Here is a 25,497-nt window from a genome sequence, read left to right on the forward strand (position 1 = left end):
AGCGCCCGGACGCGCGCGCAGGGTGTCCTGGGCAGTGGCATGGGTCCTGCTTTGCTGTGGGGCACGTCGCGCACAGCCGGAACGGTTGCCCCTCCAGGGGATGCCGTCCTCTCCCCGGTCTCAAGGAGTCCGCCATGGCCATCTCGCTCCCCAGCCGTTCATGCCTCTCGCTTCCCCAGGTGAGCACCGCCTGCGCATCGCCAGTCTCCGCGCAGGCGCCGAGCGTGAAGTCCTCGCAGGTGTCACAGCCGCGGAGCGACGCCTGGCAGAAGCTCATGGCCGACACTTTCGAGCCCGCCGCGCGCGGGCAGGGCGTGAACCTGGGCGGCGCGACTTCCGCGCCTCGGGCCGCCGCGACATCCCAGGTGAGTGACGCGGGCCCCGGCTTTGGCGCTCCGTCCAGCGGCGCCGTCTACAACGCGAGTGAGCCCTGGCTGAGCGTCAACAACGTGGGCGCGCCCTACAACAGCAACCTGCAGCTCATCTCCCCGGAGCAGAAGAGCCAGTTCAAGTTCACGAACACGTTCACCAACACCACGGGCCAGCCTCAGACCATCACCCTCTGGAACAAGGTGGGAGAGAAGGGCGGACCGAATGACGGACAGCACTTCGACAAGAGCACGCCGAAGACGTTCACGCTCCAGCCCGGGCAGTCACAGGCCGTGGCGTTCGACAACAACAGCAGTGTCGCGTGGTGCGTGTCGAAGGACGGCTCGGCGAAGCCAGGCGCGAACTCCGGGCAGACGTGGGGCGAGGCGACGTTCGGAAACGCCGCCACGGGGTGGAGCGGCTACAACACCAGCCAAATCAGCCCCGCGGGCCACAATGGCAACATGTCCATCTCCAACGAGGCCACGGGCAAGACGGTGACGCAGGCCAATGCCTGGCAGACGCCCTCCGACGACCCGGCGGGCCGCGACGTGGGCGTCCCCGCGGGGCCGATGAACCTGCGCACCGTCCTCAGCTGAGCGGACCGCGGCGCGGGGCCAAACGACCGGTGGGGCACTCGCGCCTCATTCCAGGTGGGAAGCCGCGAGGAGCCCCTCTTCGCAGGTCCCTCCTGGGCGAGATACGCTGGTGACATTGAGGGCCATTGAACATGAACGTGGTCGTACTGCGGGTCTTCGCTCCGGCGTTTGACGTGAAGGACTTCTTGACGCGCTTCCCTCGGCTGGAGGTCGATGCGGTCTGGACGCTCGGTGAGAAGGCGCTGCTCCAGAGAACGCATGAGGACTCAGGCTTCAATCTGACCCTTGCCGAGTCGGAGGTGAGCGCTCAGGCACTGGTCATGGCGCGTCAGCGGTTGGAGTTGCTGTCCGCCGAACTCGTGGAGGCCCGGCGGCGGTCCGCCACGTGTGTCGCGGACTTCGGGATGTTCATCGGAGGGGAGCGCCAGTTCACGGGCGCTATCGAATTCGCGCCCGAGGACCTACGGTGGTTCGCAGCGCAGGGGATTGGGATTGCCGTCTCCGCGTATCCGTCCTTCGATGATGAGACAGAGTCGTAGCGGCTCACCGCTCGTGCATGGCCACCGCCAGCGCTGATGGAATCGTCTCTTTCATCAGCGCGACGAACCGGCGCAGCCGCGCGGGATGAAACCTCGCATGCGGATAGAGCAGGTACATGGGCAAGGGCGCGGCTCGCCAGGAGGGCACCAGGTGCAGGAGGCGGCCCTGGGCGAGGTCATCGTAGAGCAGCCAGGCCGAGGCCACGCAGACGCCCAGGCCCTTCAGCGCCGCGCTCCGGATGGCGTAGATGCTGTCCGTGCTCAGGCGGGGGGCGAAGGTGATGGGCTGGACCTCGCCGGTGTCCACATGGGTCAGCGATAGCTCGTTCCGGTAGAAGGTGCGCAGTGACAGCCAGGGCAACCGGGCGAGCGCGTCCGGATGGACAGGGACGTCACCCTCCCCGAGGACCGAAGGCGCGGCCACGACGATGCGCGGCACCTCGGCCACGCGGATGGCCACCACGCTGGGGTCATGCACTTCTCCGACGTGAATCGCGCAGTCGATGCCGTCGGTGATGAAGTCCACTGCCCGGTCATGCAGCAGCCATTCAACCGACACCCGCGAATGGCGATTCAGGTACTCCGTCAGCGGCTCCACCAGCAACTGCTGTCCGAATGCATGGGGCACCACGACGCGCAGCGTTCCCTCGGGTTCGTTGCTCGCGCCACGGAGGTCGGCTTCGAGCAGCTCCCAACTGGCCAACAGCTCCTTCGCGCGCTCGTAACAGCGCGCGCCGTCCTCGGTGAGCTTCATCGCATGGGTGGAGCGCTGAAGCAGCCGCAGCCCCAGGGAGCGCTCCAGTGCCTGGAGCCGGCGGCTCACCGTCGACTGCGTGGTGCCCAACTGCGCCGCGGCCGAGGACAGGCTCCCAGCGTCGACGATGCGGAGGAACGTCTGCATCAACTCCAGCCGGTCCGCGGTGGCTGGCGCGGTGGGGTGAGGTGCACGCCTCCGGGGAGCCCGGGACCGAGGCGGCTTGGAGCGAGTGGGCATGCGAACTGGCCTCGTGCGGGGTTATACGCCGAACGTATATCCGCTGTGCGGAGCACGCTACTACCAGCCTCGGCCCCTCTAGAGCACCTTCACCTCGACTCGCAGCGACAGAGGTGAACGAGATGTCCTTCATTCGTGCCGTACATGGAAGCGCCGGGGCCGCCGCCACCCGTCATGGGGACGGTGCCTCCCTGTCAGGTGGCTTGCGTCTGCTGCTGGCGGCGAGCGCTGGCGTGCCGGTGGCCGCGCTCTACTACAGCCAGCCCATGCTGGGCGTCATCGGGGCCTCCACGGGGGCCGCTGACGCCGTGGTGGGCTTCCTCCCCACGCTCACGCAACTGGGATACGCGCTGGGCATCCTGCTGCTGACGCCCCTGGGGGACCGCTTCGACCGGCGCCGCATCATCCTGGTCAAGGCCGCCTTGCTGAGCGTGGCGCTGCTGCTCGGCGGGCTGGCTCCGGACATGAGCCTGCTGCTCGTCATGAGCTTCGCCGTCGGCCTGACGGCGACCGTGGCGCAGGACATCGTCCCGGCCGCCGCGACGCTGGCCCCGGCGCGAGAGCGGGGCAAGGTGGTGGGCACGGTGATGACGGGCCTGCTGCTGGGAATCCTCTTGTCCCGGGTCGTCGCCGGTGTCGTGGCCGAGCAGTTTGGCTGGCGTGCCATGTTCATCATCGCCGCTGCCAGCGTGGCCTTGATTGGCGTGGCGGCCTGGCGAGGGCTCCCTCGCTTCCAACCGACGAGCACGCTGTCGTACGGCGCCCTGCTGGCCTCGCTTGCCCGGCTGTGGCGCCAGCATGGTGCCCTGCGGCGCGCGGCGCTGGCGCAGGGGTTGCTCTCGGTGGGCTTCAGCGCGTTCTGGTCCACCCTCGCGGTGATGCTGCATGGGGCGCCGTTCCACCTGGGCAGCGCGGCGGCGGGCGCCTTCGGTCTGGCCGGGGCGGCCGGAGCCTTGGGCGCGCCGGTGGCGGGCCGCGTCGCCGACCGCTTCGGGCCGGAGGTCGTCACTCGGCTGGGGGCGGGGCTGACGGCGGTCTCCTTCGCCACCATGTTCGCGGCGCCATGGCTCGAGCCGAATGCCCGGCTGTGGCTGATTGGCGGCAGCGCGATTGGCTTCGACCTCGGGGTGCAGATGTCGCTCGTGGCGCATCAGACCATCGTCTTCGGCATCGACGCCGCGGCGCGCAGCCGGCTCAACGCGGTGCTGTTCGTCGGCATGTTCATCGGCATGTCCGCCGGCGCCGCCAGTGGCAGCCTCGTGCTGGCACGGTGGGGCTGGATGGCGGTGACGGTCCTGGCGACGGCCTCGGCGCTGGCGGCCTTGCTGGTCCGCCTGGCGCCGCGGGCCCGTGTGGCCCACTGACGCCAGGGGCGCGTGGGCACATCACGTCTTGCCTGGTGCTCCCGCGCGTCCCAGTCGCTGGGCGAAGAAGGCGAGGATTTCGTCTCGCGCCGCGCGAGTGGGCTCTCCCTCCGCGTCGATGAGATGGGCTGTCACGACGCTGTGGGGGCACCCGACGACCTCCGCGAAGAAGGGGGGAGGCGTCGGGTTCGCGGCGGACGCAGGCAGCACCCTGGTAACGAAGCGAGCTCCGAGCGCGGCCGCATGGGCCTGGAACCGCTGCGCCGTGCAGAAGCGGTCGCCCTCGAACCGATAGGCGAGCACCGTCAGGTCGTCACGTTCGAGGCGCTCCTTCACGGCGGCGAGCTCGTCAGGCGCCAGCTGAATCCCGCCGGTGTCGCTCAGGGGCAACGACGGCTGACACATGACGGGAGCGAGCACCGCGCGTTCGAGCATCATCGAGAGCGCGAAGTTCCCCGTGAAGCACATTCCAATCGCGCCGACCCCCGGACCGCCACACTCCTCATGTGCGAGGCGTGCCAGGGTACGTAGCCACTGCGTCACGGGGCTCGACTCATTCGCCGCGAACGCTCGGAACTCCGCGCTCACGCAGGCGCGTTGCAGGATGGCGCGCCCCTCCTCCGCGCGGGGGTAGGCACCGTCCCTGCCGAAGAGTGAAGGCATGTAGACAGTGAAGCCCGCGTCGCGCACCCAGCGCGCGAAGCGGGCGACGTGCGGGCTGATGCCTGGCATCTCTGCCATGACGATGACGGCGGGGCCGTGGCCGGCGACGTAGACTGTTCGCCTGGCGGCGTTGAGGGTGAGGGGGCGACGGCCGAAGTCATCGAGAGGGTCGTCGGCCGTGGAGTCGGGGGGGGATGGGCGCATGCCTGGAACATGCGGGAAGCCCATCCTCCGTGACCAGTGGCGAGATTGACAATGAACGGGCTATTCTCGCCATCGTGATTACGCATGTCGTGTTCGATGGCGTGGCAGAGGGCTCGCTGGGCGTGGGGCTCGACGTGGTCGACACGGCCGCAAGACTCGTCGAGGCAGGGCTCGCCTCGGTTCCACGGGGCGCCCAGGTCTTGCGTCAGCGGGTGGTCTCGCTCGACGGTCAGCCGGTCCGCTCGGGCACGGGGCGCTCCGTCGCCGTGGACGGCGCGCTGAGCCTCCGAGGTGTGAAGGCGGGAGACGTGTTGCTGGTGCCTGGGCTCTCCGCGGCGAGCGAGCGCGCCATCGAGCAGCTGCTCTCGCGGGCCGATGCCGCGCGTGGCATCACGTTGCTCGCGCGCGCGGCGGCGAAAGGCGCCATGGTCGCGGCCTCGTGTTCCGCGACTTTCATTCTCGCGGCGTCCGGCCTCCTCGCGGGGCGAAGCGCGACGACGACCTGGTGGCTCGTCCCTTCGTTCGCGCGCCGCTTCCCTGCGGTCTCCCTCCACCCGGACCGGATGGTCGTCGAGAGCGACGGCGTCCTCACCGCGGGCTCGGCCTTCGCCCACGCGGACCTGGTGCTGGCCATCGTCGCGCGGGTCGCGAGCCCATCGCTCACGCACCTGGTGGCCCGCTACCTCGTGCTCGACGAGCGCGTCTCACAGGCCCGGTACATGGTGATGGAGCACCTCCGCGTCTCGGACCCGGCGCTTCGTGCCGTGGAACGATTCGTCGGCGCGAATCTGGGCCGGCAGCTGACGCTCGCTGAGCTTGCCCGTGCCGCCGCTACGTCCTCGCGTACGCTCGCGCGGCGGGTGCAGGCCGGGCTTGGCATGACGCCGCTCGAGTTCGTGCAGCGGGTGCGCGTGGCGCACGCCTCCCACCTGCTCGAGACGACCCAGGCGTCGGTCGACGAAGTTGCTGCTCGGGTCGGGTATGCCGACGCCGCGGCGTTCCGCCGCGTATTCCGGCGGTATGTCGGAGAGCCCCCACGAGGAAGGCGCGGCACGGTTCACCACCGTCACTGACTTGCCGCCCTGCACCGCGCGCATCGTGGGCAACACGCTGGCGATTCAGGAGGGGGATGCCCCTTCCCGGGCTTGCATCAAGGCTTCCACCCGCTGCTGGATGCCCTGCAGTTGGTCGAGCTTGCGCTTCAGTGCTTCGCGCAGGTCGCGCGCGTCGGTGTGAAGGACCTCGTCATGCAACTCCGCGATGCTCTCAGACAGGCATGCGTGGAGGACGTGGATCTGCTGCTGGGAGAGCTCCAGGAACATGGGTCACCTCTCTGACAGCAGAACAACGGAGCCGCGCCACCCGCTCTGCCGAAGGCACGGGGGGCGAACACGCGCACGACAGGCCGCTGGCGCTCCAGAGCACCGCGCGGCTCATGGGGCCGCGCGGTGCGAGCTGCCAGGGGTGGCGCGGCGCCTCGGCATCCGAGGCGCCGCACCGGTGCGACTACCGCAGCGCGATGAGCGAGGCCACGAGCAGGGACACGACGCTCATGACCTTGATGAGGATGGCCACGCCAGGACCGGAGGTGTCCTTGAACGGGTCACCGACCATGTCACCGACAACGGCGGCCTTGTGGACGGCCGAGCCCTTCGCGTGGCCCGGGAGCTTGCCCTTCTCGATGAACTTCTTGGCGTTGTCCCACGCGCCACCCGCGTTGGCCATGTAGAGCGCCATCGTGGCGCCGACGACGAGCGCGCCGGCCAGCAGCCCCGCCAGCGCACCGGGGCCCAGCAGGTAGCCCACCAGGGGCGGGGCGACGATGGCGACGATGCCCGGGAAGATCATCTCGCGCAGGGCGCTCTTGGTCGCGATGTCGACGATCTTCTTGGGGTCCGGGTCCGCCTTGAGCTCCATCAGCCCCGGAATCTCGCGGAACTGACGGCCAATCTCCTCGACGATGGCGCCGGCCGCGCGGCCCACGGCGAGCATCGTGGAGGCGCCCACCAGGAACGGGAGGATGGAGCCCAGCAGCATGCCGACGATGACGTTCGGGTTGGTCAACTGCAGGCTCATCTCCGGCAGGCCGGCGGCGATGCGCGTGTGGTTGACCTCGAGGTTGAAGGCGGAGAAGAGCGCGATGACGGTGAGCGTCGCCGAGCCGATGGCGAAGCCCTTGCCGATGGCCGCCGTGGTGTTGCCCACCGCGTCCAGCTCGTCGGTGATGGCGCGGACCTCGGGGCCCAGGCCGGACATCTCTGAGATGCCGCCGGCGTTGTCGGAGATGGGGCCGTAGGCGTCCACGGTCATCACCACGGCGGTGCCGCCCAGCATGCCCACGGCCGACAGCGCGATGCCGTACAGGCCGAGCGCCTGGTCGGCGATGTAGGCCACCAGGGCGATGGTGGCCATCGGGATGCCCACGCTCTCCATGCCGACGGCGAGGCCGCGGATGAGGTTGGTGCCGGCGCCCGTGACGGAGGCCTCCGCGATGCGCTGCACCGGCGTGGACGACGTGTAGTAGTCCGTGACGAGGCCGATGATGGCGCCGCCGAAGGCGCCCGCGGCCAGCGCCACCGTGATGGCCTGGGACAGGCCGAACACCTGCATCATCACGAAGGAAAGTCCCACCAGGATGACCGGGGGCAGGATGAGAGCGCTGCGCAGCACCTGCGCGGGGTTCATGTGCTTGAGCGCGCGCGCGATGAAGATGCTCAGCAGGCTGACCACCATGCCCACGGCGGACAGCACCAGCGGGAGCACCACGCCCGCCACCTTCGCGCTACCGGTCGCGGACGGGTCCACCACGAGGCGGGAGAGGTCCGCGGCGCTGGCGGTCAACGCGATGGCCATGGCGGCGACAATCGCGGCCACCATGGACTCGTAGATGTCCGCGCCCATGCCGGCCACGTCACCCACGTTGTCGCCCACGTTGTCGGCGATGACGCCCGGGTTGCGCGGGTCGTCCTCGGGGATGTTCTCAATGACCTTGCCGGCGATGTCGGAGCCGACGTCAGCGGCCTTGGTGTAGATGCCGCCGCCCACGCGGGCGAAGAGCGCGATGGAGCTGGCGCCCACGGCGAAGGAGTGGAGGACGGGGGAGAGCTGCGCATGCCCCTGGAAGGCGTAGTAGATGCCACCCATGCCGATGAGGCCCAGGCCGGCGACGGCGAGGCCCATGACCGCGCCACCGTCGAGCGCGACCAGCAGCGCGTTCGGCTTGGAGCCGGTGCGCGCGGCCTGCGCGGTGCGCACGTTCGCGTACGTCGCCGCCTTCATGCCGATGTAGCCCGCCAGCAGCGAGAGGAACGCGCCCAGCACGAAGCTCCCGCTGGCGAGCGGCCCCAGCGCCAGGCCGATGAGCACCGCGACGGCCGCGCAGTACGCGGCGAGCACCTGGTATTCGCGGACGAGGAACGCCATCGCGCCTTCGCGGATGTAGCCCGCGATGCGGTTCATCGTCGCGTCACCCTCCGGGAGCGACTTGACGCGGAAGTAGAAGAACGCAGCGAAGAGCAGCCCCACGGCGCCGACCACGCCCGGTGCGATTGCCCAGAAACTCGACTCGAGACTCGACAACTCCATCCAATCCTCCAGAGCCGTCCCGGGGGCCTGACCTCGCCGACCGAGTCGCTCGTGTGCCGCGAAATTTGTACGGAGCGCGTATAGTTGATTTCAGCGCAATCTGGGAGTTTCCTAGGCGCGCCCCAGCAGGTTGGGAGTCTTACCAACGTTCTGGGTGGGCGCGTCACGGCCGCCAGCGCCAGGCTGGCTCCCATGCGGGGCGTGGCTCCGGGCGGCAGGCGGGGCGGGTGGATGCACCACCGCGGCGCCAAGTGCCCGGACTCACTCACGATTCTCCGAAAGCTACGGGCCAGTACGTATTCCAGGCCCCGCCGCCACGGGGCGCCGCTCATGGCGCTGGCTTCTCCCGGGGGCTCCGTGCGCTCAGCACCTCCGATGCTCAGCGCGTGCGCGAAGTCTTGCCCTTGCGGGTTGTCGTGGCCGGGACGTCCTCACCGATGACGGCGCGGGCAAGCCGCTCCGCGTCGGAGGCGGCGATTCCGAGCGATGCGAAGACGCCGCTGACGAACATGTTCGCCACGCCCTGTGCGAGCGCGCGACCTCGCAATTGCTCCATCAGCGGATGCGAGGTGGGGAGCGCGCTCCCGGACCGGACGCGCTCCGACAGCTCCGACCAGAACGTGTCCAGGGTGCCCTTGAGCAACTCGGGGACTTCCTCGTCCGGATGCGGGCCCGCGTAGTCGATGTACGCCGGGTCCGTCGCAATGCGATACAGGGCCGGGTTTTCGGCCGCCCATCGGATGTAGGCGACCCCTGAGCGCCGGAAGGCCTCGTGCGGGTCCTTTGACCCTTCCGTCGCGGTGATGAGGGCCTGGTTGAGCCGTCGGTTCCCCTCCGTCGCGAGCGCGCGCAACAGGGACAAGCGGTCCGCGAAGTGCTTGTAGGGCGCGGCGGAAGACACCCCCACGCGGCGTCCGACTTCGGCGACGGTGAGCGCGTCGACGCCTTCCTCGCGAATGAGTCCGATGCTGGCTTCCAGCAGGGCGTGCTTGAGGTCCCCGTGGTGGTACGGGCGTGCTCGCGTCTTCGTGGCCATGCGTGGCGCCAGGGTAGATGGAGTGGTGTCTGTTGCAAAGTAAGTGAGAGTCACTTACTTTTCTCGACGCAGATTCCATCGCTCCAGGAGCAGCGGATGCGCAGCGCGAATGCCGTGAGCCCATTGTTGCGGTCCCTCTCCCGCCCCCATGGCTTCGAGCCGCTGCGGGTCGAAGGCCGGCTCCCCGAGTCCCTCCGAGGGACGTTGTTCCGCGCCGGACCGGGCCTCTTCGAGCGCTTTGGCACGCGAATCGCGCATGCGTTCGAGGCGGATGGCGCCGTGACGGCGGTGCGCTTCGACGGCGGTGGCGCGCAGGGCGCGAGCCGCATCGTCGAGAGCGCCGGCTTCCGTGCGGAGGAGCAAGCGGGGCGGTTTCTCTACACGTCGTCCGCGTCGTGGCTTGACCGGATGCGGGCGGCGAGAAAAGACGTGGCGAAGACCACGGGCAACACCTCGACGTTTCTGTGGAAGAACCGGCTCTTCGCGCTGATGGAGAACGGCCTGCTTCAAGAGATGAGCCCCACGACGCTGGAGACGCTCGACGCCACGGGACTGGGCGTGGTGACGGGGGCCTTCTCCGCGCATCCTCATCGTGTCGCCTCGCTGCGAACGACGTTCAACTTCGGGGTGCGGTATGGCCGGAAGATGAACATCGACCTGTACGCGCTGCCGGACGACGGGGAGCCGTCGAAGCTCGGCACCGTGGAGGCGCCCTGGCAGAGCATGGTGCATGACTTCATGGCGACGGAGCGGCACCTCATCCTGTTCGTGGGGCCCGTGCGGCTGAAGCTCCTGCGCGCCATGGTCGGCCTGGGGGATGTCACCCAGCTCTTTCAGTGGCGGCCTGAGCTCGGGGCGCGGCTCATCGTCGTCCCGCTCGATGCCATCCATTCCCCCCGGACGTTCGAGCTCGACCCTTTCTGGCTCTGGCATTTCTCGAACGCCTTCGAGGAGGTGGACGGTCCCTGTGTCGACTTCTGCCGCTACCCCGAGTTCTCGCTCGGGGAGATTGGAGAAATGGAATCGACCGGGCCCCTCCCGTTGCTGACGCGTGTGCAGCTCGACCTGCGGTCCGGCAAGGTGCGTGAGACGAAGCTCTTCGATGTGCCCTGCGACTTTCCTCAGGTGCATCCGCGACTGCACGGCGCGCGGCATGCCACGGTGTTCGCGCAAACCGAGCGGAACGTCGCGGGCCGGAGCATCCAGGGGGTGACGCGCATCGACCTCGACCGTGGCAGGAGCGCCGAGTGGGTACTCCCGGCCGGGCATGTGCCGAGCGAGCCCGTGCTCGTGCCGCGCGAAGCGTCACAGGACGCCACCTTCGTGCTCGACCTCGTGTTCGACTCGAAGGCCGATCATTCCTACGTCGCGGTGCTCGACGGCGAGCAGCTCGAAGACGGTCCGCTGGCGACCGTTCACTTCGACCAGGCCATCCCCGTGACGTTTCACGGCAGCTTCGCGACCGCGGGCTGAGTCTTCTCACGGCGTCTGGCCGTGCTCCCATCGAGGTCGTGGCGGGTGTGCGATACACCTGGGGGAGTTCAGATGTCCACGGTCGGAATCTACATGCTGCCCGAATACGGCGGCCTCAACGCGACCTTCTCGCTGGCGAGGGCGCTGGTGCGCCGGGGGCACCGCGTCCGCTACTTCGTGCCGGAGCCCTTCGCGGCGCACGTGTCGCGGCAGGGCTTCGAGTGCAGCCGCTACCGCCAGTCACTCCGCGTCACCGCGAGCTGGGCGACGCGTGTCCCGGGTATCCGTTTCCTGCACCTGCGCGCGCGTTACCACGAGCACCTCGCGGCGGCGTTCGACGCATGGGTGGACGCGGATGGGCTTGATGGGGTGCTGGTGGATCCGGTGGTGTGGGATGTGGCCGCGGGTGCGCACGAGCGCGGGCTGCCGTACCTCAGCCTCAGCCCGACGTATGCGGCCTCGTTCTCGCTGGACTATCCGTCCGTGCACTCTCCGGCCATTCCCGCTGCCAATGGCCACCTCGGCCGTGCTCGCAACCTCGTGACGTGGACGCTCCAGTCGAGAATCCCCTGGCTCCGGGGCCTGTATGACCATGGAGTCCGCTGGGCGGGCCACCGCGCGCTCCGGCGGATGCGGCGCGCGGGTCGCCGCGTGCGATGGGGCGACTTCGGCTACCGGCCGGAAGTGGAGGAGCTGGTGATTGGCCCCCGGGCCCTGGACTTCGAACCGCTGCGAACGCTTCCCCGCCGACACTATCTGGGCACCTGCGTGGAGCCCTCACGCAACGAGGGCACCTTCGATTGGCGCGGCTACGACGCGTCCAGACCGCTGGCGTACTGCTCGTTGGGGACGTTCGGAGAGGACCAGCCGGCCGCGCTGCGCTTCTACACCGCTGTCATGGAGTCCTTCCGGCGGCGCGCGGGGTGGCAGCTCATCGTGAGCTGCGGCGCCCTGGCCGAGCAGCTCCGCGGCCTGGCGGTGCCGCCGTCCATCCGGGTGGAGGCCTCGGTGCCCCAATTGGAAGTCCTCCCTCGGGCGCGGTTGTTCCTGAATCACGGCGGCATCGGCTCCGTGCGGGAGGCCCTGTATTTCGGCGTCCCCATGCTCCTGTTCCCCTATGGCGCGGACCAGCCTGGGCTGACGGCGCGGCTGGTGCACCACAACCTCGGGCTCCGAGGCGACCTCCGCACGAAGGACGCCCGCGTCATCACCGAGCGGGTGGATGCCTTGCTGGGGCGCGACGACCTCCTCGCCGCGGTGGCGAGGATGCGCCAGGCCTGCCGAGCCTCGCGCGAACTGGATGAGGGCGTGGACGTCATCGAGCGGTCCCTCGGCCGATGACGAGGCCGCGGCGGAGTCGGGCGTCGCCTTGCACCGCGCGGTCAGGACAGCGGGCTCATGGATGGCCTCTCGCTGGACAGCTTCGCGAGAGGCCAATCCATGGTCGTCTCACCTACTCCGAGTACTCGTAGAACTCGACGAGCTGCCAGTTGCGGTTGTAGACGTGGCGCTTGGTGAACCAGCCGCTGTGGCAGCTGCCCGTGTTGGTGGCCATGTAGCCGTAGACGAAGCCGTTGTGGACACGGGCGTTGAGGCTCGGGTAGCCGGGGTTCTCACAGGGCTGGGTGACGCGGACGGCCTGGTACGCGGCCTCGGCGTAGACCTGCTCCTGCCCTTCGAAATCGTAGCGGGAGTGGACGCGCTCCTCGGTGAACGTGGCGAGCTGGCTGGCCTGCTGGGCGTAGGTCTGCGTGAGGAACGACTGCAGGTGGGCCAGGGTGGTGGCCTCGGAGGTGAGCGTGCCGGTGAGGCGGTGCACGGCGCCGTCATTGTCGGAGAGCGCGGCGCGGATGGAGGCGATGCCGGCCGGGCCCTGGTAGACGGAGGTGTCTCCCCAGGTGAAGCTGAGGGCGCTGCCCGCGCTGTAGGCGTTGAGCGCGCAAGCGCCGTTGGCGCCGGCCGTCTCGACGATGATGATCTTGCGGAGGCGGTGCTCGGGGTTCACGAGCGCGATGCACTCGTTGCCAGCGACACCGTCGTAGTTGCCGGCCGGGAGCACGGCCTCGACGATGTTGTGGACGCGGAACAAGGGGTCCGTCGCCTGCTGCTCGATGGCCTGGACCGCCTCCGTGTCAGTGTCCGTCTCGGGACCGAGACAGCCCGCGGTGAGGGAAGAAGCGACGAGGAGGGACGCGAAGCTGAGGGAAGTGCGCATGGCGGCGGAAGATAGCACGCAAGTTTTGCGCGTTTTAAAGGTAATGCGTGCATCATCCCGTCAGAGGCGTCTGTCGCGCCTGCGCCTCGCGGAGCCACGCCACTGTGTCGCTCAGCGTCTGCCGGTGGCTCCGCGGCCGGTAGTCGAGCTCCTCGTGGCTCCAGATTGTCTTGAAGCCCCAGTGGCACGTCGACATCTCCAGCACCACGGGGTCTGGCAGCTTCTTGAGCGGCACGTGGGAGCCGAGCTTCGCGAGCCCGTCGACGACGAGCGTCGGTACGCCGGGACGATTCACCCGGATGCCGGCGACCTCGCCCACGCGCTCGAAGAAGGTGCGCAGGGGCAGGGTGGTGCCGGGCAGGTGGTACGTGTCCCGCCAGTCGGCCTTCTTGGCCAGCACCGCGAGCGCCCGCGCCACGTCCCGCACGTCGGTGAAGGCGATGCCACCCGTGGGAATGAAGGGGAGGCGGCCGTTCAGCACGCGGGCCACGTTGGTCGTCGAGCGGCCCAAGGTGTCCCCGGGGCCGAGGAGCACCGGAGGCCGCACCACCGTCAGCTCCACGCCGAGCTGCTTCGCCAGCTTCCGCGACTGCTGTTCTGCGCGAATCTTCGACAGGTAGTAGGGCCACCGGCCCACGAGCGCCTCGGCATAGAGGGAATGCTCATCGGCCTCGATGGTCGGATGGGAAAAGCAGCCCACCGTGCCTGAGGTCGACACCAGCACCAACCGTGCGTCGAGCGCCTTCGCGGCGCGCACCATGGCCAGCGCGCTGTCGATGTTGAAGCGCACCATCTCGTCGGCGTGCTGCCGGCTGTGGTGGACCATTCCCGCGGAGTGAATCAGCACCTTCACGCCCCGCGCGTGCGGCAGCCACGCGTCAGGGTCCAACGGCGTGCCCGACACCTGGGCCACCGGACCCGGCAGCGGCGAGCGAACCAGCGCCACCGCGTCGTCGCCCAGCGTCTCCAGGAGGTTGCGTCCGAGGAACCCGCTGGCTCCCGTCACGAGTGTCTTCACGGCTGAACCCCGCGCCAGGCGCATGCTTCATGGAACCGCGCGAGCTCCGCCGCGTTCGGACCCCACTCGAAGTCGTCACCCGCGGGCTTCACGATGTCGCGCGACACCAGCGCCTGCACCACGCCATCGAGGTGCGGCCGGTGCGCCACCGCCACGGCCTTCAGCTCGTCGGGCGCGCGCACCTTCGCCGCCTCCTGGTAGTCGCGCACCACGGGCTCGAAGAGCGCCTTCACCACGGCGTCGACGCGCGCGTCGCTCAGCTCGGCCAGGGGCGTGGCGCACCAGCGGTAGCGCGACAAGTGGTCCTCCAGCGCGGGGTTGCCCGGCTGCCGGGCCAGCACGTCACCGGCGAACCAGTGCTGCCACTGGTTCCGGAGCGAGTGCGCCAGCGCCGGAGACAGGGGGCTGGGGACTGGCAGGTCGCTGGCGAGCACACGCCCTCCGCGGCGCTCGATGGCCTCACGCAGCCACGCTTCGTCCACGCCCGCGATGGGGTGCTCGGCGAGGAACGTGCGCAGGTGGAAGCTGCTCACCGTGGTGTGGCGCTGCAGCTCGGCCATGAGCGTATGGCTCAGCGCGCGGACGTCGGTGTCCGGGTTGAGCGCCAGCGGCGCGCCACACGACAGATGCACCCGACCCAGCTGCACCTGGCCACGCGTCAGCTTCGCGAGCCACGACAGCACGCCGGTGAGCGTCATCTTCGGGCGCGGCTTGCCGGACAGCTCCTCCGACAGGGACGCCTCCTCCGGCAGCCGGTCATAGGAGATGGCGACGGGCAACACGACGAACTGGCGCTTCGTGTTCTGCAGCGCGCGCAACAGCCCGCGCTTGGGCGGCAGCATCAGCCGCGCGCGGCTGCGCTGACCCTCGACGAAGAACATGAGCGAGGCGTTCTTCTCGGTGAGCCGGCGCAGCTCCTCGCCCAGCTCCGGCACCTCGCGGCCCACGCCGCGCTTGATGAAGAAGGCCTGCGAGTCCTTGAGAATCGGACCCACCACGGGGATGCGGCCGAACTCCTCCGCGGCGGCGATGTGTGGCATCGAGATGCCCAGCTCCGGGTGCTGGAAGCACAGGTAGCTGGTCAGCAGGAAGTCGAAGTAGCTGCGGTGGGTGGGCGCCAGCACCACCAGCGTGCCCGGGGGCACCTGCGCCATCGCGCGCTCGAACGAAGGCCGGTCGAACGTCACGTCGCTGGTGCAGTGGCGGAACGTCTTGCGCAGCGCATAGCCAAACACCTTGTGGGTGGTGTTGCCCACGCCGCGCTCCTGGACCCAGGTCCGGTCGCCGCGCGCGTCGGCGTGCTTCGGCCCGGCGAAGGACACCTGGCTCTCATCGCGAGAGAGCAGGTGGCGGTACATGCCCTCGTTCACCACGCGCACGTACTCGACAGGCTCGAAGCCGGGGACCTCCAGCGGGGTGCCGCGCACGAAGTCGAAGGTGTGGTGCGTGAAGTACGCGAAGCCCTCGTTGAGGTACTGCACCTTCTCGTCGGCGCGCACCAGCCGGCGGTGGGCCTTGGCCTGGCCGAACAGCGCGAGCGCCGCCTTCTGCAATTGCACCGGCAGCTCCCGGCGCATCAGGTCGACCGCGTCGAAGCCGTGGTCCTTGCGGCCGACGAACATGTCGGGCGCCTTCACCACGCCGGGGCGGTGCTTGAACCACTCGATGGTCGACGCCGCGGCCATGTCGATGCGCAGCGCCCGCTGCACACCCATGGTGGCGTGAACGATGGGGACGGCCTGGCCGGGCTTCGGCATGGGGCCGAACACCGACCGCACGACCTCACTGGCGACCACGTCCACCGGCACCACGTCCAGGCGCACCGACGGGTCGGCGTTGAACGCGCGCACCACGCCCAGGCCGCTGTACAGCAGGCAGCCCGCGAGCGCCGCTGGGCTGTCGAGCCAGGCCGGGAAGGGCGCGCGGTGGGCCGCCGAGACGATGCTGGGGCGCACGATGACGACGGGCACGTGGCCGCGACGCTCGCAGATGAGGTGCTCGGCGACGCTCTTGGTGAGCGTGTACGTGTTGGGGTGGCCGGTGAGCTCCAGCCACTCGCGGCCGTCGCCCTGCGCCACCTGGAAGGCCTCGTAGAGCTCCGCGGCGGGCTTCGGCAGGTGCGCCAGCTTCTCTTCAATGGGGCCGGGCCGCCACACGCTGACGTAGGCCGTCGACACGTCGACCATGCCCACCACGTTGGGGCACGCGCGCGCGAGCTCCAGCACCGACAGCGCGCTCCGGATGTTGGCGGAGGTCGCCTGCGCCAGCGGCAGGTCGAACTCCACGCTGGCGGCGCAGTGCACGACGTGCGTGACGTGCTGGCGCACGGCGTCCGCGTCGGCGGGAGCCAGGCCACAGGCGGGCTGCTCGAGGTCGCCGCTCACCACCGCGACGCGCTCCGTCCAGCCGGCCTGGAGGCGCGAGAAGCACTCGGCCTGTGCCACCTTCGCGAAGCGCTCCGCGGCCGAATGAACGCGGCCCTGGCGGTCCTTCGACTCGCGGACCAGCACCGTGACGCGCTCGACGCCCTGCGCGAGCAGCGCCTCCAGCACCACCTTGCCGACGAAGCCAGTGACGCCCGTGAGAAAGACGTGGCGGGACATCAGTGCGCCTCCTCGTCCGGAGTCAGCGCCACCGGACCGTTGACTCCGCAGTTCGACGCGCCGAAGACGTTGTCGGGGTCGATGGCGGCCTTCACCTTGCGGTTGAGGGTCAGCGCGGCCTCCGAGAACACCTGGGGCAGGAAGCCGCGGCGAATCTTCCCGACGCCGTGGTGATGCGACAGCGAGCCGCCAGCGGCCAGAATCTCCTCGCGCGCCGCGTGCTCGAGCGCCGCGTACGCGCCCACCGGGTCGCTGACGCCGCGCGCGTAGAAGCCCAGGTAGAAATAGATGACCACGCCTGTCTGGTAGACTTGCGTGAAGCGGCCGGTGAAGAAGACCTTGCCCGGCAGGCCCAGCGCGGCGTGCTCCTTCTCCACGCGGCGCTGCACGCGCTCGTAGAGGTCCATGGCCCGGCTCCACGGCACGCTCGTCTCGAAGCTCTCGGCGATGGCCCAGTGCTCGAAGGTGAGGTCCCGGATGTACGCGATGCCGAAGGTCAGCTGGTAGCCGCGCTCACCGTTGGCGCCGCCGCCCTTCATTCCACCGTGCTCCGAGGCGATGCGGTACACCGTCTTCTCCTGGAAGGCGACCTCCTCGCGCGAGCCCTCGAAGACGAGGGTGGCCACGGCGAGCTTGTACGGGTCGAAGCCCTTGAGCTTCGTCACCACGGCCTTCTCGACCTCGCTCTTCACCTTCGCGGCCAGCCCGTGCTTGGCCGGCTTGAGCGCCTGGCCGAAGTGGAACTGGGTGTTGTCCATCACCCGCACGCTGGCCGGCACCGCGCCCGACTGCTGGAGCGCGTAGAGGAACGAGAGGCCCGTTTCGAGGTCGGGGAAGATGACCGAGCCATAGCGCTGGACTTCGGGGAGGGGGAACAGCTTCACCACCGCCGTGGTGACGATGCCGAAGTTGCCCTCGCTGCCGAACATGTACTGGCGCGGGTTGACGCCCACGCTCTCCCGAGGGGCCTGGCGCGGGCGCTCCACGATGCCCTGGGGCGTGACGACCTGCATGTCGAGCACCAGGTCCTCGATGTTGCCGTAGCGGTTCTTCTTCATGCCGCTGGCGTTCGTGGCAATCCACCCGCCGAGCGTGGAGAACTCCAGGCTGTCCGGCTCGTGGCCCATGGTGAAGCCGAACTTCGCGAGTTCCTCCATCAGGTGGCGGCCCGTGGCGCCCGCCTCGACACAGGCCATGCGGTTGACGGGGTCCACCCACAGAATCCGGTTCATCTGCCGCATGTCGACGGCGATGACCAGGCGCCCCTCGGAGAGCGGGATGCGCAGCGCCTCCGTCACGTTGGTGCCGCCGCCGAAGGGGATGACACAGGCGCCGTGCTGGGTGGCGACCTCCACCAGCCGCACCACCTCATCGTGCCCGCGCGGGAAGGCGACGAGGTCGGGCACCCGGTCCAGCTTCCCGTAGCGAATGGCCCAGATTTCACCGCCCGTGTGTCCGTGGCCGCGGCGCAGGCGCTGCTTGGGGTCTTCGGTGAGCTGCTCTTCCTTCAGGAACTCGCGCAGCGCCGCGACAAGCTTGTCGTTCTTCTTCGCCGCGGGAATCTCGGGCGGGTAGTGCGGCTCGTTGCGGTTGTCGTACCCCAGCGGCGAGGCCAGCTTGCCAGCGAACCACGGCATCAGGTCCGGCAGCGCGACATTGCTGATGTTGTAGCGGGTGCCCGTGAGGACGGTGCTCCCGTCGGGCTTCACCACGAAGCGGGTGTCGGCGAAGCCCCAGCCTTCGAGTGATTCCTCGTCCTTCGACGCGGCGGGCGTCGGCGGCGTGAAGCGCGTGTCTCCGGAGGAAGGCGTCGGTGACGGGCTGCCGAAGCGCTCGCTCACCTCGTTCAGCGCCACATCCCCAAGACGGCGCAGCAAACCTGATTGTTTAGCCATGGTCGCTCGCACTCGTACACAGCACCCTCTTCCCCGTCAACGCGCGTGGGTTACGCAGGTGCGCACTGCGTTACGCGATTTCGGAACCATGAGTCTCGTAAATGGGTTGTTTCCGAGACCCGAGGTCTCGTAAAGGCGTGTGATGCGGACAGGACGACCCAGGGACGAAAACGTGCGCGTGGCCATTCTCACGGCGGCGCAGGAGCTGGTGCTGGAGAAGGGCTATGCGGCGGTGACGACCGCCGACGTGGCGAAGCGCGCGGGGGCCGGGAAGCAGACCCTCTACCGCTGGTGGCCGGGGAAGGGGGCGCTGGTGCTCGACGCGTTCTCCGAGTGGGTGAGCCAGGCGCCCCGTATGAGCCGGCGCAAGCCTTCCCTGTCCTCGACGCTGGTGGAGCTCTGCCGGGGGGCCGCGGAGGCGGCGCCCGTGCTGCGGGCGCTGATGGCGGAGGCGCAATTCGACGAGGACCTCCACCGGCGGCTCATCGCCCAACTGGTGCGCCCCCGAGGTGACGAGCTCCGGGCGTGCCTCGCCGACCGCCGGCCCGCGGACCGGGAGCTCGTGGTCAACGTGCTCTCCGGCCTGGTGTGGCAGCGCCTCATGCTCCAGGAGCCGCTGGACGCGCGCTTCGTGCGCTTCGCGCTGCGGGTGGTTCAGCGCATCTGAGGCGGGCGGCACTGTTGGGGGCCAACCAGGGGGGCGTGGAACGCGGTGGCGACTCGCGGTCCTCCTGTGTTAGCTAGCCCGGAGCCACTTGACGCTCCGATGGCGGCCGCGACATCTCGTTGCGACCGTAGGGTGTCCTCGGGTGGCTTTGCCAGGCGTGCGCCTCCCGAGCCTTCACCACGTTGTTGCTGGAGGCCTACATGTCCTCGTCCGAACTTCCCGTTCTCGAGTTCGTCCTCTCGAACTACAAGAACTTCAACGCGCGCGCGACGCGCGATGCGCTCCTGTCCTACTGGGAGCACGTGTCGAATGGTGGCCGGATGTTCTGGAGCGTCGCGGGCGCGATGTCGTCGGCGCAGCTCGGCATCACGCTGGCACCGGCCATCCGGGCGGGGCTGATTCATGGCCTGTCGGTGACGGGCGCCAACCTCGAGGAGTCGCTCTTCCGGCTCGTCGCGCACACGGCGTACAAGGACTTCCCCGAGTACCGCTACTTCACCAAGCAGGACGACACGCGAATCCTCGAGCAGCGGATGCGCCGGGTCACCGACACGAGCATCCCCGAGGATGAGGCGTTCCGCGCGGTGGAGAAGATTGTCGTCCCGATGTGGAAGGGCGCGACCGAGAAGGGCGAGCGCCGCTTCTGGCACGAGTACTTCTACGAGTTCATCCAGGCGCTCGACCCCTCTGTGTATGAGGGTGACCCGGAGGCCTGCTGGCTGCTGGAGGCCGCGCGTCGCCGTCTGCCCATCGTCGTCCCTGGCTATGAGGATTCGACGTTCGGCAACATCTTCGCGTCCTACGTGAAGGCGGGCGACTGCAACGCGAGCATCGTCAAGTCTGGCATTGAGTACATGGCTGACTTCTACGACCGCTACGAGGAGCTGTCCGAGGGCCGGGGCGTCGGCTTCTTCCAGATTGGCGGCGGCATCGCCGGTGACTTCCCCATCTGCGTCGTTCCGTCGATCAAGTACGACCTGCAGAAGCCGGTGAAGCCGTGGGCCTACTTCTGCCAGATCAGCGACTCGACGACGTCCTACGGCTCGTACTCGGGCGCGACTCCCAATGAGAAGATCACCTGGGACAAGCTGACTGAGACGACGCCGATGTTCGTCATCGAGTCGGATGCCACCATTGTCGCGCCGCTGATGCTCAGCGCCCTGCTCGAGTGCAAGCGCAATCCGGAAGCGGCGAACGCGCTCATCGCCCGGCACCAGCGCTAGGCACCGCGGTGTGCGGGGCGGAAGGCACACCGCCCCGCACGTTCAGCAGCATGGGTGGCGCGCCCACGACGCGGCGAGCGGATGCCGGGAGCAAGCCCCCGGCGTAGGTCACCCGCGTTACAAGTAGGCTGGTGAACGGACGAGCGAGCGTGCCCCGGATTCGGGCGCTCCACCGCCCGCGCATCGACCTAGAATCACCTCATGAAATTTCTCGGTGAACTGGACGCGTCCTCGCTCGCGCGGACGCAGCGGTGCAACCGCCGCCTCACGGACCCGAACCGGTTGCACGCAATCCGGGAGACCGGGTTGATGGACACGCCGCAGGAAGACGCCTTTGATCGGCTCGCTCGCCTGGCGGCGCAGTTCCTTGACGTCCCCCTGACCATCATGTCCCTGGTGGACGCGGACCGGCAGTTCTTCAAGGCGGACTTCGGTCTGCCCTCGCCCTTCCGAGAGAGCCGGCAGCTCCCGTTGATCAACCCGGATGGGCACCTTCTGCTGCATCCAGCCCCAGGTGCGCGAGTGGAGCTCACAGGACCTCACGGTGATGCAGGAGTTGACGGCGTCCATCATGACGGAAATCAACCTTCGCAATCAGATCCAGAAGCTGAAGGTCGAGCAGAACCTCCGGGACACGTTCGTCGCGGCGCTCACCCATGACCTCCGCACGCCCCTGACGGCGGCGAAGATGGGCGTGCAGATGCTGGGGCGGCGCCATGCGGACCTCCCGAGCGTCCAGACCTCCGTGGCGCGGGTGAGCGGGAGCCTGGACCGCGCGGAGCGCATGATTCAGAACTTGCTGGACGCAAGCCGCATCAAGGCCGGAAAGCGGGTGGCGCTGGAGCTGGGGGCGTGTGACTTCCACACCATCACGGCTCAGGCCCTGGACGAACTCTCGGCCATCTATTCGGAGCGCTTCGTCCTGAAGGCGGAGGGCATGTTCAAGATGGAGGCGGATCCGCTCGCGCTGCGCCGCATCGTGGAGAACCTGTCCTCCAACGCGGCGAAGTACGGCGCGCCGGGCACCCCGGTTGAAGTCGTGCTCGACCGGAACGAGCACCACGTGGTGCTCCAGGTGCGCAACCAGGGCGCCCCCATCGCCGCGGGTGAATTGCAGACCATCTTCGAGCCGTTTCACCGCACGAGGTCCGCGACGGAGAGCGCCGAGAAGGGCTGGGGGCTCGGACTGCCCCTCGTGAGGGGCATCGCCGAAGCGCATGGAGGCAAGGCCACCGTGACGAGCTCCGCCGAGGAGGGGACCTGCTTCACCATCACCCTTCCGCTGGACGCGGCCTCGGAGCAGCGGCGCTCGGCCTGAGGCGTGCGCGCAAGGCCCGTCTGGGCCTTGCGCGCTTCTCCCTGCTTCCAGGTGGGCGCAACGCACCTATTCGGGCGCGCCTTGTTCTATCCACGTGAAGATCAAATCGATGTCCTCATCCGGGAGGGGCGGGAAGCCCAGGGGCATGCCCGTCACGGACGGATGGGCGTGCCCGTCCAGCTCCGCGTGGCGGGCGACCAGGCTGGCCACCAGCCGGGGCGTGCCATCCTCCATCCGGTCCGGGAGCCCTCGGAACTGACCGTCCCGTTTGATGCCACGGAGGATGCCTGCTCGCGTGGCCAGGTCGAGCGAGACGCCGTCATAGCCAAAGCCACCGGAGTTGCCCGGCCCCTGGTCTCCGGCCCTCCTGCTGTCGGAGTGACAGTGGTAGCAGAGGTGGCGCGTGAGCTTCCGCGCGACTTCTGGATAGTGCACCGCGCGCTCGAGCAGGCGGGGCTTGTACGGGGGCCGAGGCCCGGCCGCCACCTCCGGCACGGGCTCGCGCAGGAAGGCCGCCAGGTCTTCGACCTGCTGCGGGGTGAACGGGAAGGTGGGCATCTCCGTGTCGGAGAGGATGCTGTGGGGCGCGCGCAGCCAGCTCCGCAGCTGCGCGAGTGACATGCGGCTGCGCACATACCGGAGGTTCGGGGCTCGCCTCCGGGCCGAGGGGGCGCGGAACTCCGGCGCTCCGTAGCGCAGGGCCGCGAGCGGGGCGTCACCACGGTAGTGACAGCTCGCGCACGCGTTCTTTTCGTAGAGCGCCCGGCCCACCGCCGCGTCACCGCGCGGTGGCTCTTCGGACTCCTCCTCGGTCACCGCGAGGAAGTCGGCGATGCGCTCGGCGTCCTTCGGGCCAATCTTCATTCGGGGCATGGTGGCGCCGTAGAGCGGCCTCACCATGTGCGGCGCCTGGAGCCAGGCGATGAGCCAGCTCCGTTTGACCCGTTGGCCCAATGAGCCGAGGTCTGGGGTCCTCATCAGGTGCGTGAGGTGCTCCTTCCACCGCTGGACTTCTGCAGCCTTGTACCAGGGGTCCAGCCGCCCGGCGGTGATGGCCTGGTGGCAGCTCACGCAGTTCTCGCTCAGCGGCGCAGACGCCGGTTCAATGCCAGGCACCACGTGGCACCGATTGCATTGGAAATGCTCCACCGCGTCCCGTGGCGTCTCGGGCGCTCGCTTCGTGGGCGCCAGGACCTTCGTTGGAAGGCGCAGGGCCAGCACGTCGGCGTCGCGGACCAGCACGAAGCCTCCTCCGGCCGTGGCCACCAGGATGGCGACGCCGGCCAGGTAGCTCAGCGGAAGGGAGCGCAGGTCCACGGTGGGAGGCACCTGGCTGGGTCAGTAGGCGCCTGAGGAGATTATTTGCACGGACCGCTCGCAGAGGTTGGGGAGGACGAACACATCGCGGGCAATCCCCATCCCCGTCGCCAGCAGGAGCGACGAGAGCACCAGACTCACGAGGGCGACTCGTTTCCTGTCACGGAACAGTCGTTTGCCGGGCCCTTGGAAGAACGCGGACTGCAGGACGAAGAGCACGATGGGGCTGGCCACCAGCGCCAACAACATGGGGCGACTCACCCTGCATTGGTGGAAGTCCTGCGCCTCGAAATTGAGGAACGGTCCGCCGGCCAGAATCGCGGCGAGCAACACGATGAACGCGGCTCCGACGAGGAGGAAGAAGGCCCGCCGGAACATGGGCGGCCTGGGCTGTGGCTCCGTGGAGGGCCGCTGGTCGTGGATGAGGATGACGCGATTCAGGAACACCGCGCCAAAGGACCAGAGGCCCATGTCGACCCAGAAGGACTGGGAGAAGTCCCTGATGGTGGCGTCCATCGCGTTGATGCAGGCGAGCATCCGGCGAGCGTAGCAGGGGCGCACCAGGAGTACGAGGAGGTCCGTGGCGGCGCCCCAGGCCTGCCCACACTTCGCGTCCAGGCCGGACCGCCGTGGCGCGAGGCGGACGTCATTCGCGGAGGGCACGCCTCACATGCGCTCGCCGGGCAGTTGGCTGGCCTGCTTCACCCAGGCGACGAACTGGGCCTCGTCGAGCGGCTCGTCCTCGCGGATATCAAGGTAGCGCGTGTCCTGGCTCTTGGACGCACCGGGTGGGATGGGGCGCAGCGATGTGCCACGGAAGAAGGCCACCTTGATGTACTTCGCGAAGCAGTGGATGCCCAGGAACCAGCCTTGGCCCTCGACTCCGTACATGGGCGAGTTCCATTTGACCGCCTTGCTCACGCCCGGGAGGGTGCGCTCGATGAGCGCGTCGAGGCGGTGCCCGACGTCGCGTTTCCAGCCCGGCATGGCTTCGATGTAGGCCCGGATGGGGGCGTCGCCGGAGCCCTTCGCAATCTGCGGATTGCCGCCAGAGAGGAGGGTTGGCCTGGCGGACGCGGCGGGGCGCTTGCGCCTGGCCGCGGTGGCCTTGGGCGCTGCCGCTGATTTCTTCGCCGTGGCCTTCTTGGACTTGGGGGCTGCTGACTTGGCTGACTTGGCTGTCTTGGCGGTCATGGTGTCCACTCCAACGTCCCAAGGGCGAGTTGAGCGGCCCGCGCTGTCGAGGTCAACCTTCACGTTTGCGCCTGGCGGGCTTCTTTCCGCCAGACGTAAGTTCTCGCCAGTCACCCCGCTCGGTAGTCCGGGGCGGAACAGCGGCTCAGGTGCCCGGCCCGTCGAGCGCCTTCTTCATCGCGGCCATGCCGGCCTCGAGCATCGGGCCGATGACGGCGCTGGCCTCATGGGGCAGGAAATCGGCAGTCCAGACGACTCGGCTCCCCGTGCCTCCCACGAAGACCTGGACCGCTCCGTTGTAGTGGGTCATCGGGCCACCTTCCGCGCCCCACACGAGGCGTCGTCCCTCGTCGTCGACCGTCACGATGGGCTCCCTGACCACCATCCCGTTGCCAAAGGTGACCACGCGGGCTCCCGGTTCGAGGCGAGTGTCGACGACGAGCCCGGGAGCCAATCGGGTGTGAAGAGCGCCAGCTTCTCTTGGAGAAGCTTGCGATCTCCGCGCGATGCCATCCGGAACGCACGAGGAGAAACGCCTGCCGCGCGGCGGAAGGCGCGCACGAAGTTGGAGAGGTCCCCGACGCCAACGTCGTAGGCGATGCGAGTGATGGGCGCATCCGTCGAGAGCAATCGCGCGGCCTGACGAAGGCGCATGTGGACGAGGTACTGATGGGGTGTGACTCCGAGCACGCCGCGGAAGATTCGGAGGAAGTGGAACGGACTCAAGCCGAGCTTCGCCGCGAGCGCTTCGAGCGTCTGCGGCTCGCCCGCCTGTTCGTCGAGGAAGAGCGCGGCTTCGACGGCCCTCCGCCGATTCCGCGCGGTCATCCTCAACGATGCCTCACGCCTCCCAGAGACGATGTCAACGAAGCGCGCCGCGAACTACGGCATCCTCTGGCCCAACTGGAACAAGGGGATTTATCAGCAGGACGGCGTCGACGTGGAGGACCATTACCAGGACGCGCTCACCGTGAGGTGGGGCAAGGTCAGCGACCACCTCGACAAGGCGTCCGGCGAGGTCGCCAGGCCCTCTGGGGGCGCCTACGGCGGGCCGACGGACCCCTTCTGATACGTCACCTTCGTGAGCTGCACGCCGAACCCGCGGGCCATGGCGTGGAGCCTGAATTCGTGGCTCTTGAGCTATCTGAACGACCCCCTGAATGCCCCGGCTGGGGCTCGGCGGCTCGGCACCATCTTGATGGATTTCCCGCTGCAAGCGGC

The 25,497-nt window shown here is 68.8% G+C and carries 24 protein-coding genes; 10 read left to right on the top strand and 14 right to left on the bottom strand.

The genetic code is table 11. The features are described 5' to 3' along the window. Positions 1-134 precede the first annotated feature (134 nt). Both HV826_RS07365 and HV826_RS07370 read left to right on the top strand, forming a co-directional pair. Entirely contained in the window at positions 135-968 is an 834-nt protein-coding gene (locus HV826_RS07365) for a hypothetical protein (RefSeq protein WP_176416293.1), read from the top strand. A 131-nt stretch (positions 969-1,099) separates the two neighbouring features. Continuing rightward, positions 1,100-1,507, top strand: coding sequence for a hypothetical protein (locus tag HV826_RS07370; protein WP_176416294.1), 408 nt, complete (start codon positions 1,100-1,102; stop codon positions 1,505-1,507). Between the two features lie 4 nt (positions 1,508-1,511). Here the strand turns inward: HV826_RS07370 and HV826_RS07375 are convergent, their stop codons facing one another. Then, entirely contained in the window at positions 1,512-2,408 is an 897-nt protein-coding gene (locus tag HV826_RS07375) for a LysR family transcriptional regulator (protein ID WP_176416295.1), read from the bottom strand. 215 nt (positions 2,409-2,623) lie between these two features. On the opposite strand from HV826_RS07375, the gene HV826_RS07380 reads away from it, so the two are divergent. Then, entirely contained in the window at positions 2,624-3,865 is a 1,242-nt protein-coding gene (locus HV826_RS07380; protein WP_176416296.1) for an MFS transporter, read from the top strand. A gap of 21 nt (positions 3,866-3,886) precedes the next feature. Here HV826_RS07380 and HV826_RS07385 read toward each other — a convergent pair whose 3' ends face one another. Then, the gene (locus tag HV826_RS07385) at positions 3,887-4,732 is read right to left on the bottom strand and encodes a dienelactone hydrolase family protein (protein ID WP_176416297.1); all 846 of its coding nucleotides are present in this window, start codon (positions 4,730-4,732) and stop codon (positions 3,887-3,889) included. Here HV826_RS07385 and HV826_RS07390 point away from each other — a divergent pair. Continuing rightward, positions 4,723-5,805: a GlxA family transcriptional regulator gene (locus HV826_RS07390; protein ID WP_217917019.1), complete on the top strand. Its 1,083-nt coding sequence runs from the start codon at positions 4,723-4,725 to the stop codon at positions 5,803-5,805. The two genes, HV826_RS07385 and HV826_RS07390, sit on opposite strands and share 10 nt — an antisense overlap. Positions 5,806-5,850: 45 nt before the next feature. Here HV826_RS07390 and HV826_RS07395 read toward each other — a convergent pair whose 3' ends face one another. The 3 genes from HV826_RS07395 to HV826_RS07405 all read right to left on the bottom strand — a co-directional run bounded on the left by HV826_RS07395 (position 5,851) and on the right by HV826_RS07405 (position 9,353). Next, positions 5,851-6,054 (bottom strand): hypothetical protein, encoded by a 204-nt coding sequence (locus HV826_RS07395; RefSeq protein ID WP_176416298.1) that lies wholly within the window; start codon positions 6,052-6,054, stop codon positions 5,851-5,853. Positions 6,055-6,238: 184 nt separating this feature from the next. Beyond that, positions 6,239-8,317: a sodium-translocating pyrophosphatase gene (locus tag HV826_RS07400; RefSeq protein ID WP_176416299.1), complete on the bottom strand. Its 2,079-nt coding sequence runs from the start codon at positions 8,315-8,317 to the stop codon at positions 6,239-6,241. A 379-nt stretch (positions 8,318-8,696) separates the two neighbouring features. Then, positions 8,697-9,353: a TetR/AcrR family transcriptional regulator gene (locus tag HV826_RS07405; RefSeq protein WP_176416300.1), complete on the bottom strand. Its 657-nt coding sequence runs from the start codon at positions 9,351-9,353 to the stop codon at positions 8,697-8,699. A 96-nt stretch (positions 9,354-9,449) separates the two neighbouring features. Here HV826_RS07405 and HV826_RS07410 point away from each other — a divergent pair, with 96 nt between their 5' ends. Next, positions 9,450-10,826, top strand: a complete 1,377-nt coding sequence (locus HV826_RS07410) for a carotenoid oxygenase family protein (RefSeq protein WP_176416301.1) — start codon at positions 9,450-9,452, stop codon at positions 10,824-10,826. Between the two features lie 72 nt (positions 10,827-10,898). Beyond that, the gene (locus HV826_RS07415) at positions 10,899-12,167 is read left to right on the top strand and encodes a glycosyltransferase (RefSeq protein ID WP_176416302.1); all 1,269 of its coding nucleotides are present in this window, start codon (positions 10,899-10,901) and stop codon (positions 12,165-12,167) included. 112 nt (positions 12,168-12,279) lie between these two features. Here the strand turns inward: HV826_RS07415 and HV826_RS07420 are convergent, their stop codons facing one another. Genes HV826_RS07420 through HV826_RS07435 form a run of 4 tightly spaced genes read right to left on the bottom strand, consistent with a single transcriptional unit; the run spans position 12,280 to position 18,557 of the window. Further along, positions 12,280-13,041, bottom strand: coding sequence for a hypothetical protein (locus HV826_RS07420; RefSeq protein ID WP_217917020.1), 762 nt, complete (start codon positions 13,039-13,041; stop codon positions 12,280-12,282). 52 nt (positions 13,042-13,093) lie between these two features. Further along, the gene (locus HV826_RS07425; RefSeq protein ID WP_368670861.1) at positions 13,094-14,047 is read right to left on the bottom strand and encodes an NAD-dependent epimerase/dehydratase family protein; all 954 of its coding nucleotides are present in this window, start codon (positions 14,045-14,047) and stop codon (positions 13,094-13,096) included. 8 nt (positions 14,048-14,055) lie between these two features. Further along, positions 14,056-16,662 (bottom strand): SDR family oxidoreductase, encoded by a 2,607-nt coding sequence (locus HV826_RS07430; RefSeq protein ID WP_176416305.1) that lies wholly within the window; start codon positions 16,660-16,662, stop codon positions 14,056-14,058. Then, entirely contained in the window at positions 16,662-18,557 is a 1,896-nt protein-coding gene (locus tag HV826_RS07435; protein ID WP_176416306.1) for an FAD-binding oxidoreductase, read from the bottom strand. Before HV826_RS07435 ends, HV826_RS07430 begins: the two co-directional genes overlap by 1 nt. 172 nt (positions 18,558-18,729) lie before the next feature. Between HV826_RS07435 and HV826_RS07440 the strand changes: the two genes are divergently transcribed. The 3 genes from HV826_RS07440 to HV826_RS07450 all read left to right on the top strand — a co-directional run bounded on the left by HV826_RS07440 (position 18,730) and on the right by HV826_RS07450 (position 21,765). Further along, positions 18,730-19,224, top strand: coding sequence for a TetR/AcrR family transcriptional regulator (locus HV826_RS07440; RefSeq protein WP_368670862.1), 495 nt, complete (start codon positions 18,730-18,732; stop codon positions 19,222-19,224). 200 nt (positions 19,225-19,424) lie between these two features. Next, a complete protein-coding gene (locus HV826_RS07445; RefSeq protein WP_176416308.1) occupies positions 19,425-20,447 on the top strand; it encodes a deoxyhypusine synthase family protein in 1,023 nt (340 codons plus the stop codon). Between the two features lie 484 nt (positions 20,448-20,931). Beyond that, on the top strand, positions 20,932-21,765 hold the full coding sequence (locus HV826_RS07450; protein ID WP_255217080.1) for a sensor histidine kinase KdpD: 834 nt from the start codon (positions 20,932-20,934) through the stop codon (positions 21,763-21,765). A 66-nt stretch (positions 21,766-21,831) separates the two neighbouring features. Here HV826_RS07450 and HV826_RS07455 read toward each other — a convergent pair whose 3' ends face one another. From HV826_RS07455 to HV826_RS07475, 5 genes are all read right to left on the bottom strand, one after another. Then, the gene (locus tag HV826_RS07455) at positions 21,832-23,082 is read right to left on the bottom strand and encodes a c-type cytochrome (RefSeq protein WP_176416309.1); all 1,251 of its coding nucleotides are present in this window, start codon (positions 23,080-23,082) and stop codon (positions 21,832-21,834) included. Between the two features lie 21 nt (positions 23,083-23,103). Continuing rightward, positions 23,104-23,745, bottom strand: coding sequence for a hypothetical protein (locus tag HV826_RS07460; RefSeq protein ID WP_176416310.1), 642 nt, complete (start codon positions 23,743-23,745; stop codon positions 23,104-23,106). Positions 23,746-23,748: 3 nt separating this feature from the next. Beyond that, positions 23,749-24,276: a DUF1801 domain-containing protein gene (locus HV826_RS07465; RefSeq protein WP_176416311.1), complete on the bottom strand. Its 528-nt coding sequence runs from the start codon at positions 24,274-24,276 to the stop codon at positions 23,749-23,751. A 145-nt stretch (positions 24,277-24,421) separates the two neighbouring features. Next, positions 24,422-24,661, bottom strand: coding sequence for an SRPBCC family protein (locus HV826_RS07470; protein WP_255217091.1), 240 nt, complete (start codon positions 24,659-24,661; stop codon positions 24,422-24,424). Beyond that, complete coding sequence (locus tag HV826_RS07475; protein ID WP_255217081.1) at positions 24,637-25,104, bottom strand: helix-turn-helix transcriptional regulator; 468 nt, start codon at positions 25,102-25,104, stop codon at positions 24,637-24,639. Before HV826_RS07475 ends, HV826_RS07470 begins: the two co-directional genes overlap by 25 nt. 31 nt (positions 25,105-25,135) lie before the next feature. On the opposite strand from HV826_RS07475, the gene HV826_RS07480 reads away from it, so the two are divergent. Then, entirely contained in the window at positions 25,136-25,345 is a 210-nt protein-coding gene (locus HV826_RS07480; protein ID WP_176416313.1) for a hypothetical protein, read from the top strand. Positions 25,346-25,497 lie beyond the last annotated feature (152 nt).

Source organism: Myxococcus sp. AM010 (assembly GCF_013372585.1).
GTDB classification, from domain to species: domain Bacteria; phylum Myxococcota; class Myxococcia; order Myxococcales; family Myxococcaceae; genus Myxococcus; species Myxococcus vastator.

What these genes read in the sequence shown, in the direction of transcription:
- HV826_RS07430 (WP_176416305.1), bottom strand. Translation starts at nt 16,662, where the DNA reads ATGTCCCGCCACGTCTTTCTCACGGGCGTCACTGGCTTCGTCGGCAAG.
- HV826_RS07390 (WP_217917019.1), top strand. Translation starts at nt 4,723, where the DNA reads ATGGGCGCATGCCTGGAACATGCGGGAAGCCCATCCTCCGTGACCAGT.
- HV826_RS07365 (WP_176416293.1), top strand. Translation starts at nt 135, where the DNA reads ATGGCCATCTCGCTCCCCAGCCGTTCATGCCTCTCGCTTCCCCAGGTG.
- HV826_RS07470 (WP_255217091.1), bottom strand. Translation starts at nt 24,661, where the DNA reads ATGGTGGTCAGGGAGCCCATCGTGACGGTCGACGACGAGGGACGACGC.
- HV826_RS07370 (WP_176416294.1), top strand. Translation starts at nt 1,100, where the DNA reads ATGAACGTGGTCGTACTGCGGGTCTTCGCTCCGGCGTTTGACGTGAAG.
- HV826_RS07480 (WP_176416313.1), top strand. Translation starts at nt 25,136, where the DNA reads ATGTCAACGAAGCGCGCCGCGAACTACGGCATCCTCTGGCCCAACTGG.
- HV826_RS07445 (WP_176416308.1), top strand. Translation starts at nt 19,425, where the DNA reads ATGTCCTCGTCCGAACTTCCCGTTCTCGAGTTCGTCCTCTCGAACTAC.
- HV826_RS07415 (WP_176416302.1), top strand. Translation starts at nt 10,899, where the DNA reads ATGTCCACGGTCGGAATCTACATGCTGCCCGAATACGGCGGCCTCAAC.
- HV826_RS07475 (WP_255217081.1), bottom strand. Translation starts at nt 25,104, where the DNA reads ATGACCGCGCGGAATCGGCGGAGGGCCGTCGAAGCCGCGCTCTTCCTC.
- HV826_RS07405 (WP_176416300.1), bottom strand. Translation starts at nt 9,353, where the DNA reads ATGGCCACGAAGACGCGAGCACGCCCGTACCACCACGGGGACCTCAAG.
- HV826_RS07395 (WP_176416298.1), bottom strand. Translation starts at nt 6,054, where the DNA reads ATGTTCCTGGAGCTCTCCCAGCAGCAGATCCACGTCCTCCACGCATGC.
- HV826_RS07410 (WP_176416301.1), top strand. Translation starts at nt 9,450, where the DNA reads ATGCGCAGCGCGAATGCCGTGAGCCCATTGTTGCGGTCCCTCTCCCGC.
- HV826_RS07420 (WP_217917020.1), bottom strand. Translation starts at nt 13,041, where the DNA reads ATGCGCACTTCCCTCAGCTTCGCGTCCCTCCTCGTCGCTTCTTCCCTC.
- HV826_RS07465 (WP_176416311.1), bottom strand. Translation starts at nt 24,276, where the DNA reads ATGACCGCCAAGACAGCCAAGTCAGCCAAGTCAGCAGCCCCCAAGTCC.
- HV826_RS07435 (WP_176416306.1), bottom strand. Translation starts at nt 18,557, where the DNA reads ATGGCTAAACAATCAGGTTTGCTGCGCCGTCTTGGGGATGTGGCGCTG.
- HV826_RS07400 (WP_176416299.1), bottom strand. Translation starts at nt 8,317, where the DNA reads ATGGAGTTGTCGAGTCTCGAGTCGAGTTTCTGGGCAATCGCACCGGGC.
- HV826_RS07450 (WP_255217080.1), top strand. Translation starts at nt 20,932, where the DNA reads ATGGGCACCTTCTGCTGCATCCAGCCCCAGGTGCGCGAGTGGAGCTCA.
- HV826_RS07385 (WP_176416297.1), bottom strand. Translation starts at nt 4,732, where the DNA reads ATGCGCCCATCCCCCCCCGACTCCACGGCCGACGACCCTCTCGATGAC.
- HV826_RS07380 (WP_176416296.1), top strand. Translation starts at nt 2,624, where the DNA reads ATGTCCTTCATTCGTGCCGTACATGGAAGCGCCGGGGCCGCCGCCACC.
- HV826_RS07375 (WP_176416295.1), bottom strand. Translation starts at nt 2,408, where the DNA reads ATGCAGACGTTCCTCCGCATCGTCGACGCTGGGAGCCTGTCCTCGGCC.